Source organism: Actinomycetospora sp. (assembly GCF_036497585.1).
Lineage (GTDB): Bacteria > Actinomycetota > Actinomycetes > Mycobacteriales > Pseudonocardiaceae > Actinomycetospora.
Genome location: NZ_DASXJD010000247.1, coordinates 17,962 through 27,827 on the forward strand (window position 1 = coordinate 17,962; position 9,866 = coordinate 27,827).

General features: G+C 72.8%; 7 protein-coding genes. 2 read left to right on the top strand and 5 right to left on the bottom strand.

Annotation, left to right across the window (positions count from 1 at the left end; all coding sequences use genetic code 11):
* Positions 1 to 39: 39 nt before the first annotated feature.
* From VGH76_RS25735 to VGH76_RS25755, 5 genes are all read right to left on the bottom strand, one after another.
* Positions 40 to 1,515, bottom strand: a complete 1,476-nt coding sequence (locus tag VGH76_RS25735) for a sugar porter family MFS transporter (RefSeq protein ID WP_331559618.1) — start codon at positions 1,513 to 1,515, stop codon at positions 40 to 42.
* The gene (locus tag VGH76_RS25740; protein WP_331559619.1) at positions 1,512 to 2,513 is read right to left on the bottom strand and encodes an ROK family glucokinase; all 1,002 of its coding nucleotides are present in this window, start codon (positions 2,511 to 2,513) and stop codon (positions 1,512 to 1,514) included. Before VGH76_RS25740 ends, VGH76_RS25735 begins: the two co-directional genes overlap by 4 nt.
* A gap of 10 nt (positions 2,514 to 2,523) precedes the next feature.
* Positions 2,524 to 5,808 (bottom strand): HAD-IA family hydrolase, encoded by a 3,285-nt coding sequence (locus VGH76_RS25745; RefSeq protein ID WP_331559620.1) that lies wholly within the window; start codon positions 5,806 to 5,808, stop codon positions 2,524 to 2,526.
* Positions 5,809 to 5,878: 70 nt separating this feature from the next.
* Complete coding sequence (gene otsB, locus VGH76_RS25750; RefSeq protein WP_331559621.1) at positions 5,879 to 6,682, bottom strand: trehalose-phosphatase; 804 nt, start codon at positions 6,680 to 6,682, stop codon at positions 5,879 to 5,881.
* 144 nt (positions 6,683 to 6,826) lie between these two features.
* Positions 6,827 to 8,065, bottom strand: a complete 1,239-nt coding sequence (locus VGH76_RS25755) for an ROK family transcriptional regulator (protein WP_331559622.1) — start codon at positions 8,063 to 8,065, stop codon at positions 6,827 to 6,829.
* 119 nt (positions 8,066 to 8,184) lie between these two features.
* Between VGH76_RS25755 and VGH76_RS25760 the strand changes: the two genes are divergently transcribed.
* Together VGH76_RS25760 and VGH76_RS25765 are read left to right on the top strand one after the other, a co-directional pair.
* Positions 8,185 to 9,333: an adenylate/guanylate cyclase domain-containing protein gene (locus VGH76_RS25760; RefSeq protein WP_331559623.1), complete on the top strand. Its 1,149-nt coding sequence runs from the start codon at positions 8,185 to 8,187 to the stop codon at positions 9,331 to 9,333.
* Positions 9,330 to 9,833 carry a hypothetical protein gene (locus tag VGH76_RS25765; protein WP_331559624.1) on the top strand — a complete coding sequence of 168 codons (504 nt, stop codon included), beginning with the start codon at positions 9,330 to 9,332 and terminating at the stop codon, positions 9,831 to 9,833. Before VGH76_RS25760 ends, VGH76_RS25765 begins: the two co-directional genes overlap by 4 nt.
* Positions 9,834 to 9,866: the final 33 nt, after the last annotated feature.

Here is a 9,866-nt window from a genome sequence, read left to right on the forward strand (position 1 = left end):
CGGATGTGGCCGTCCGGGCGACCACATCCGTTCACATGGCTACGCCACCATCTCCTCGAGCTCCTTGCCCTTGGTCTCCTGCACCGCTCTCCAGACGAAGATGAACGAGAGCAGGGCGAAGAAGGTGTACAGGCCGTAGGCGAGGGTCAGCCCGACGCTGGCCAGCGCCTGGAACGTCACGGTGACGAGGAAGTTCGCGATCCACTGCGCGGAGGCCGCGACGGCGAGGGCGGCGGCGCGCAGGTAGTTCGGGAAGATCTCCCCGAGCAGCACCCAGACCACCGGGCCCCACGTGATCGCGAAGGACACGACGAACAGGTTCGCCGCGACCAGCGCGACCGGGCCCCAGATGCCCGGTAGGGCGACGGTCGACTTGCCGCTCTGGCTCACCGTCGGGATCGCCTGGGAGAACGCGATCGCCATGACGCCCAGGGTGATCGTCATGCCGATCGAGCCGCCGAGCAGCATCGGGCGTCTGCCGACCTTGTCGACGATGAGGATCGCCACGATCGTCGAGAGCACGTTGATCAGACCGTTGATCACCGAGGCCGTGAACGAGTCGGACTCGGAGAACCCGACGGCCTGCCAGAGCGTCGTCGAGTAGTAGAAGATCACGTTGATGCCGACGAACTGCTGGAAGACCGACAGCAGGATGCCGACCCAGACGATGGGCTTGAGGCCGAAGCGCTCCCCGCCGAGGTCGCGCAGGGACGGCTTGCGCTCCCGGAGAAGCGACACCCGGATCTCCTCGACCTTGCGGTCGACGGACTCCGGGGACCGGTCGGCCTCGACCGAGTGGAGGACCTGGCCGGCGAGCACCAGGTCGCCCTTCGCCACCAGGTAGCGCGGGGACTCCGGGATCCGCAGCGCGAGCACTGCGTAGATGATCGACGGGATGACCCCGACGAGGAACATCCAGCGCCAGGCCTCGAGGCCGAGCCAGAACGTGTTCGCGGCGCCACCGGCGACCCCCGCCAACAGGGCGTCGGAGAGCAGCGCGATGAAGATGCCGAGCACGATCGCCATCTGCTGCAGGGAGGCGAGCCGTCCGCGGATGTGCGCCGGGGCGATCTCGGCGATGTAGGCGGGCGCGATGACCGAGGCGATTCCGATGCCGACGCCGGCGAGGAAGCGCCAGAGGATGAGGTCCCAGACGGCGAACGCGAGGCCCGCCCCGATGGAGCTGATCGCGAACAGCGCCGCGGCGATCAGCATCACCCGCACGCGGCCGTACCGGTCGGCGGCGGGGCCGGCGAACCACGCGCCCACCGCCGAGCCCAGCAGCGCGCACGCGACCGCGAAGCCGGACAGCAGCGGGCTGTTGGTCAGGTTGAAGTTGCTGTTCAGGGCGTCGACGGCGCCGTTGATGACGCTGGAGTCGAACCCGAACAGGAACCCGCCGACCGCGGCGACGATCGAGACGAGGATCGCCTTGGTCGAGGTCGTCGGTCGGGGCCCGGAGGCTCCGGTCGATGCCCTCGGGTCGGGTGACCCGGCGGGTGAATCGGTGCTCATGACGCCCTCCCGGGGACTGCGGTGTCGCGGTGCGTACGTGCCAGGTCGGCGGCGCCGACCATCCCGGCCTCCCAGCCGAGCTCGGCGAGGCGCACCTCGGCCACGGGACGGTGCCCGCGCCCGGTGAGGTTGCCCAGGAAGACGTCCTCGACCCGGGAGCGCAGCACCTCCCCCGCCGAGCAGACGCCGCCGCCGATGACGAACAGCGAGGGGTCGAGCACGGCGGCCAGCTGTGCCAGCCCGAGCCCGATCCAGCGCCCGATCTCGTCGAAGCAGTGCAGGGCTCCGACGTCGCCGCGCTGCGCGGCAGCGGTGACCATCTCCCCCGTGATCGCGTCCGAGTCCCCGCCGGCGTCGGCGAGGAGACCCGCCGCGAAGGCCGGGGAGTGGCGGGCGATCTCGCGGGCCTCGCTGAGCAGCGCGCGCCCGGAGCCGTACTGCTCCCAGCACCCCTGCAGCCCGCACCCGCAGCGCCGGCCGTAGGGGACCATGGTGATGTGGCCGATCTCGCTGGCCACCCCGTAGCCGCCGCGCAGCAGCCGCCCGCCGACGACGAGGCCGCCGCCGACGCCGGTGCCGATCGTGATGGCGGCGAGGTCGTCGTGGTCGCGGCCCGCCCCGAAGCGTGACTCGGCCCAGGCCACGGCGTTCGCGTCGTTCTCGACGACGACGGGCAGCGAGAGCTGGGTGGTCAGCGCCGTGCGCAGGTCCTCGTCCCGCCAGGCGAGGTTGGGCGCGAACATCACGGTCGAGCGCGAGGCGTCGACGAAGCCGGCCGCGCCGATCCCGACGGCGGCGATCTCGTGGCTCACGGCGAGCTCGCGCACCGCGTCGGCGATGCCGGAGAGCACAGCGGAGGTGCTCTGCGCCGGGGTCTCGCGGCGGGTGTGCGCGAGGAGCTTCCCGGTCCCGTCGACCACCCCGGCGGCGATCTTGGTGCCGCCCACGTCGACCCCGACGGTGAGGGCGTCGGGGGGTATCTCGTCCGCTGCAGTCATGCCCGCCCGCTCACGTCGTCGCGAGCCGGTGGGAGGAGAGCGCGGCGACGTCGATGGTGCCCATGTCGGTCACGACGATGTCCGCGCCCTCGGCCGCGAGGGCGTCGACGTCGTCGGCGCGCGAGACCCCGATGGCCCCGAACTCGCCGGCCTTGGCGGCCTGGATGCCGTTGGTGGCGTCCTCGGAGACGAAGGCGTCGTGCGGGTCGACCCCGAGCTCCTTCGCGGCGGTCAGGAAGATCTCCGGGTGCGGCTTCCCCTGGGCGAAGTCCCGGCCCGACACGTCGACGTCGAACACCTCGTGGAGGTTCCCGGAGCCGCCGTACTTCGCCAGGTCGACGCGCTCGAGGAAGAGCTTGGCGTTCTTCGACGACGAGGCCGCCGCGACCGGGATGCCGGCGTTCTTCACCGCGATCACGAAGCGCACCGCGTCGTCGTAGGCGGAGAACTTCCCCTCGGTGATCAGCCGGATGATCATCTCCTGCTTGTGCTCGCCGTACTCGCCCACGCGCCGGTCGATGTCGGGCACGCCGAAGTACTCCAGAGCCGCCGTGGCGCCGGCCTTGCGCGGCTTGCCCGACATCCGCTGGTGGTAGAGCTCGGAGGTGAACCCCTCGGGGCTCCACGTGGTCTGCGACCGGATGTCAGACCAGGGGCCCTCCATCAGCTCCTGCAGCGACTGCCGCCACGCCTGTTCGTGCGGGGAGTCGACGAGCACCCCGTCGACGTCGAAGATCGCGCCCCTGAAGCCACCGTTCACGTCCTCGCTACTCACTGATCGTTCCTTCCGTTCGGCGATCTGGTCGGCGTCCTCGGCCAGCCGCACCGAGGCCCGCTCCCCCGCGGCCAGCTCGCGCACCTCGCCGCCCAGGCCGACCTTCACGGGATGCGAGAAGCCCTCGGTGGCGACCTCGACGACGAGCTCGCCGTCGGCCACGGAGACGTGCAGGCTCGTGCCCTGGAAGACCATCGAGTAGCGGAGGCCGTCGAGCCGGGTGGTCAGGCGCGGCGCGAAGTGCAGGACGCCGTCGCGCACCGCGACCCCGACGTACGCGCGCTGCAGGAGGTCGAGGGTGCCCGACATGACACCCATGTGGATGCCCTCCTTGGTGGTGCCGCCCTGGACGTCGCCGACGTCGGACTCCAGGGCCACCAGGAACCGCTCCCACGAGCTGCCCGGATCGATCCCGGAGAGCACCGCGGCGTGCGCCACCAGGGACAGCGTCGACCCGTGGGAGGTGCGCTTGTCGTAGTAGTCGATGGTGCGCCGGGCGAGCTCGGGATCGTCGGCGATGTCGTCGTAGCCCAGGCGCCCGAGGATGTCGCGCAGCTCGTCGGCGGAGATCAGGAAGAACAGCATGACCGTGTCGGCCTGCTTGGCGACCTTGTAGCGGTCCGGGTCCTCACCCTCGGCCTTGAGGATGCGGTCCATGCGCTGGATGTTGGTGTGCTTGGCCCGGTAGCCCTCCCAGTCCAGCTCCTCGAGGTTCTCGTAGCCCTCGAACTGGCTGATCACGTGGCTACCGTCGGGCGTGGCGTGGATGGGGACGTACATCAGCCGGGTCATCTCGGCCCAGCGCTCGATCTCGGCGTCGGTGATGCCCAGGCGGGTGCGCAGTGCGCGGCGGCGGCTCGCGGGCAGCAGGGCGAGCACCCGCGGTGCGGTCGAGCAGATCCAGGCGACCATGACGTTGGTGTAGGCGTTGTTGCGCAGCCCGCCGACCTGCGAGCCCGGGTAGCTCTCGTGGAACTCGTCCGGCCCCATGACGCCGTGGATCTCGTAGCGCCCGGTCTGCGGGTTGCGGTGCGCGATCGAGGCCCAGAACCGCGCGATCTCGAGCATGAGCTCGGCGCCGTAGTCGCGCAGGAACTCCAGGTCGTCGGTGGCCTGGTAGTACTGCCAGACGTTGTAGAAGATCGCGGCGTTGACGTGGCGCTGGTTGTGCGAGTGGTCGGGGTCCCACTGGCCCGAGAGCGGGTTGAGGTGGACGACCTGGGTCTCCTCGGTGCCGTCGGACCCGGACTGCCAGGGGAACATCGCCCCGGCGTAGCCCGCCTCGGCGGCCGCCGCGCGGGCCTCGGCGAGGCGGCGGTACCGGTACATCAGCAGCCCGCGCGTGACCTCCGGCAGCCGGAAGTCCAGGAACGGGTAGACGTAGAGCTCGTCCCAGAACACGTGGCCGCGGTAGGCCTCGCCGTTGAGCCCCCGGGCCGGGACGCCGGCGTCGTGGCGGGCGGTGTGGCGCGAGCAGACCTGCAGGATGTGCGCGGTGTGGAACCGCAGCAGCAGCTGCACCCGCGGCTCGGAGGGCAGGTCGATCGCGCAGACGTCCCACAGCTCGGTCCAGGCCGACTCGTGCTCGAGGAACGCCTCGGCGAAGTCGGGGTAGCGCTCGACGTGGCGGCCGGCGGCGGTGAGCGTCTCGGTGATCGCGTTGTCGTGGCTGGTGAAGAACGAGACCAGCTTCTCGACCTTGATCGACTCCCCTTCGTGGGCCTCGAGGTCGAGCACCTGCTGGATGTAGTCGTTCATCTGGTGCAACGTGCGCTTCGGCTCGACTGCCTGCCACGAGCGACCACGGCTGCGGGCCACCCGGGTGCGGGCGGCCTCGGAGATGTAGAGGTTCGACTGCCGGGTGCGCACCTTGAGCGCGATGACCTCGGGGCCGAAGGTCCGCGGGGTGACGGGGTCGAGGTGGCGGCCCTCGAGGTCGCGGTAGCGGGCGACCATGTTGTTGTCGACGCGGCCGTCGATCGCGGAGACGATCCCGACGCTGCCCGACCAGTTCTCCGGGGTGAGCACCCACTCGATCGCCGCCTGGTGGCTGTGGGCCATCGAGACGAACCGGCGGCTGCGCAGCGTCGTCTCCCGGCCCGCGCGGTCGCGGAAGCGGAACAGGCGGCTGACGGTGGCCGTGCGGATGTCGTAGGTGTGGCGGTACTCGAGCACCTCGACGTTGTCGAGCGTGATCGCCTCCTCGCCCTCGATGCGCAGCATGAGGACGAGCCAGTTCGGCAGGTTGACCAGGTCCTCGTTGAGCACCGGACGGCCGCCGAGGATCGTCGTCTCGCGGTTGTAGGCGCCGTGGGCGTACGTGCCGGCGTAGTGCGAGGGCGGCTCGGTGTCCTCCCACTCGGCGGCACCGCGGGTGCAGAAGTAGCCGTTGCCGGTGGAGGACAGCGCCTCGCGCAGGCCCTCCTCCTCGGGGTCGACGCCCTCCCAGGTCAGGGTCCAGCCGTCGTCCCCGGCGATGCCCTCGGTGACGTCGTTCTCGGCGGTCGCGGTACTCGTCACCGCTGGTCTCCTCCCGATCTGGGGGATTGGGTGGTCATCGGTGCCACCCGCGTGGCGGAGCGGAGCCGGGTCATCGGCCCAGCCCGTCCAGGAAGCGGGCGACGGCGTCGACGTCGGGGAGCACGGCGGACGCCGCGGTCTCGCGCTCCGCGGCGTCGGCCGGGTCGATGACGAGCACCCCGAGCCCGCCGTCGGCGATGCTCGGGGCGCGGAAGGCGTCCTCGTCGGTGACGTCGTCCCCGAGGTAGACCGGCAGGACCCGGGGTCCGCGGAGGTCGAGGACGTCGAGCAGGTGCTCGACGGCGCGGCCCTTGTTCCAGTCGATCTTCGGCTGGATCTCGTGGACGAACTTGCCGGGGGTCACCCGCAGTTCGCCGGGGTGGGCCGCGAGCACGCCGTCCACCAGCTCCTGGACCTCGCCGTGGCGCGAGGGGTCGACCGCGCGGTAGTGCAGCGCGACCGAGGCGTGCTTGGGCTCGACCAGCGTGCCCTCGATGGCCCCGGCCCGCTCCGAGACCTCGGCGGTGACCTTCTCGACGAGCTCCTCGAACCCCGACGACGCGTCGTGGGTGATGGCCCCGTGGCGCGGGTCCCAGATGTCGAAGCCGTGGCTGCCCGCGACGATGAGGTCGTCGAGGCCCATGAGGTCGGTGATCACCCCGCGGTCTCGTCCCGACACCACGCACACGCTCGCGCGCCGGGCCAGGTCGGAGACGATCCGGCGCATCTCGGGGCCCATGACGGCGTCGGACGGGCGCTCGACGATCGGGGTGAGCACGCCGTCGTAATCGAGGAAGACCGCCGGCGAGCGGTCCTCACCGCGTTCGGCGAGCACCGTCTCGGGAGCGGGCAGCCCGGACGCACGCGCGGTCATCGATGCGACCTCCCCGTCGACGTGCGCCCGCACCGACGTCGGCGTGTGACGCGCTTCACAGGCTATGTCCGCGCGCTTCCGTGGTCAACGGATGAACGCACGCCCGTGATCTTGGCACGGTCCGGACCTACCCGTCGGGCTTGATCATCCACGCGCGCCGAGAGCGAGTTCCCCCGCCAGCGCGACGGCCCCGAGCACGTGGGCACGCGCCCCGAGCCGGGCGGCGACGACCTCGACGCCCTCGGCCGCGCCGGGCAGCGCCCACCGCACGAGCGCCGCGTGCAGCGGATCGAGGAGCAGGGCGCCCGCCTGCGCGAGCTCGCCGCCGACGACGACGCGGGCCGGGGTGAGGACGCTGCAGAGCCCGCCGAGGGCCCGGCCGACGTGGCCGCCGGTGTCGGCGAGCACCCGGCGCGAGGGGGCGTGGCCGCCGTGGGCGCGCTCGACAACCTCGGCGATCGTCAGCGGCCGGCCCAGCAGCGGCTCGAGCAGGCCGACGACGGTCGTCGTCGACGCCCAGGTCTCGAGGCAGCCGCGGTTGCCGCAGCGACAGACGGTGCTGCCGGCTCCGCCGATGGGACCGCCCGCGTCGTCCCCGACGACGACGTGCCCGATCTCGCCCGCGGTCCCCGCCCGCCCGCGATAGGGGCGCCCGTCGAGGACGAGTCCGGCCCCGACGCCGTCGGAGAGCTTGAGGTAGATGGCGTCCCGGACGCCCGCCAGGGCCCCCCAGGCCTGCTCGGCGAGGGTGCCGAGCAGGGCGTCGTTGTCGACCGCGACGGGGACCCCGAGCCGCGACGACGCCCGCTCCGCGGCGTCGACGCCCACCCAGCCCGGCAGGATCCCGGGCTCGCCGACGGCCCCGCTGCGGGCGTCGACCGGGGCGGGCAGCCCCATCCCGACGCCGCGCAGCCCGGAGCCCTCGAGATCCACGGCGGCCAGCGCCTCGTCGAGCATCGCCGCGGCCGTCTCGAGCCCGTCGTCGACCCCGTGGCCGTCGGCCAGGGCGGCGTCGCGCTCGGCGAGCAGGGTCACCGGTGGGCCGGGTGAGCCGTCCGCGGCGGAGCGCGGCACCGTGTCCGCCGCCCGGGCGAGCGCCACCCGGACGTGCCGGTGCCCGAAGTCGATCCCCGCGACGAGGCCCGCGGGCGCGACGACCCGGACGGCCCGCACGCGGCGCCCCCCGCGCACCGTCGTGGTGGCCGTGAGGCGGCCGGCGACGACGAGCTGCCGCACGATGTTCGAGACGGTGGCGGGCGCGAGCCCGGTGGCCGCGGCGATGCCCGCCTGGGTCGGTTCGCCCGCCGCGAGGACGGCGTCCAGCACCCGGCGTCGGTTCGCCTCCCGCAGTCCCGCGGGTGATCCGGGGCCCGCCGCGTTCATTCGATGAACGTAGCGCGGCGCTGTGGTCCATGTCACTACCGGTGTGGGGCAACCCCGGAGGAGTGAGACGTCCGGGCCCACGAGGCGGTGCCCGTCGTCGTACCGCTAGCGTCCGTTCGGTGGACGACCGGCTCTCCGCGCTCCGCCAGTCCGTCGTCGAGGCGCTGGAGGCGAGCCGCACCGCGGCCCAGGTCTACGACGACGACGGCCGGCTGCGGTGGGTCTCCGAGCAGATGCTCGAGCTGGCCGGGGCCGACGGGTCCACCGAGGTCGGCTACGGGCTGCACCTGGGCGAGGGCCTCGAGCTGCCGCTGTGGTCCTCGATGCTCGCGCCGGAGACGCGGCGGGCGCTGCGGGAGGACCTCGAGGCGCGCTTCGCCGACGCGGGCGACCCGGCGCCGCTCTGGGTCTCGCCGGTGGAGCTCAACCTGGCGAAGCGGCGCCGTCCGGTGGGGATGCTCGGCCTGACGGTCCGCGCGCCCGACGGCGCGCTGGCCGGCACCGCGCTGGTGTTCGCGCCGCTGCTGCCCGCGCGGGTGCTCGCGTTGGTCAGCGAGGGCGACGAGGCGATGTTCACCCGCATGGCCGATCTCACCGAGCCCCGGCGGCGGCCCACCGCGGTGGTGTTCGCCGACATCGACTCCTCCGGACGGCTCTCCCGCATGCTGCCCACCCCGGCCTACTTCGAGCTGGTCCGCCGTTTCACCACGACCTTCGACGACCTCGTGGCCCGGCACGGCGGCATCGTCGGGAAGCACGCGGGCGACGGCGCGAGCGCGTTCTTCCTGGCCGCGCAGGCCGACGACGCCGGCTACGGGACCGCGGAGTCCGACGCGGCGGCGGCCGCCGTCTCGGTCGCCCTGGCCTTCCCGGCGGCGGTGCAGGCGCTCGTCGAGGAGCTCGCCCGCGAGGGCGTGGGCGTCGGACCGGCGGACTGCCGGGTGAACCTCGGCGTGCACTGGGGCGCCAACCTCTACATCGGCCAGATCGTCACCGGCGGGCGACTGGAGGTCACCGCCCTCGGCGACGAGGTGAACGAGTGCGCCCGCCTCGAGCACGTCGCGACGGGCGGTCAGACGCTGGTGTCGAAGACCGTCCTGGAGCGACTCGACGCCGACGCGGCCCGGCACCTCGGGATCGACCCGATGACGCTCACGTACCGGGTGCTCGCCGACCTCGCCGGCACCGACACGAAGGCCCTGCGCGACGCGGGCTCGCTCGCCGTCGTGGATCTCGCCGCGCTCGGGACGGGAGAATCCGCACCGTGACACCGACCCCGGCGTTCCTCGACCCCGAGCCCTGGAGCGACTTCGCGGTCGCGACCGCGGGCGCGGCCGCCGCGCTCGCCGGCCTCCTGTTCGTGGCCCTCTCGATCAACATCTCGGCGGTCGTGGCGTCGTCGCGCACCACCGACCGCGCAGGGTCCGCGCTGGTGCTGCTCGCCTCGCCGGTGTTCCTGGCCCTGGCGCTGCTGGTGCCGTGGGGGTCGCCGACGCCGCTCGGCGTCGTCCTCGTGGTGCTGGCGGTGCTCATCGGGGTGGGCCTCGCCGCGATGCTGCCGCGACCGATCCCCGAGGTCCCGCGCGCGGCGTGGCTGGCGACGACGGTGCTGCCGCCGGTCGTGCTCGCCGCGGGCACCCTCCTCGCCGGGATCGGCGTGCTCGTCGACGGGCTCGGCGGGCTGGTCTGGTTGGCCCCCGCCATCGGGTTCGCGCTCCTCGGCGGGTTGGTCGGCGCCTGGGTGCTGCTGATCGAGATCCTGCGCTGAGCTACCAGCCGTGCTGGACGAGCCAGTGCTCGC

What these genes read in the sequence shown, in the direction of transcription:
- VGH76_RS25735 (WP_331559618.1), bottom strand. Translation starts at nt 1,515, where the DNA reads ATGAGCACCGATTCACCCGCCGGGTCACCCGACCCGAGGGCATCGACC.
- VGH76_RS25740 (WP_331559619.1), bottom strand. Translation starts at nt 2,513, where the DNA reads ATGACTGCAGCGGACGAGATACCCCCCGACGCCCTCACCGTCGGGGTC.
- otsB (WP_331559621.1), bottom strand. Translation starts at nt 6,682, where the DNA reads ATGACCGCGCGTGCGTCCGGGCTGCCCGCTCCCGAGACGGTGCTCGCC.
- VGH76_RS25755 (WP_331559622.1), bottom strand. Translation starts at nt 8,065, where the DNA reads ATGAACGCGGCGGGCCCCGGATCACCCGCGGGACTGCGGGAGGCGAAC.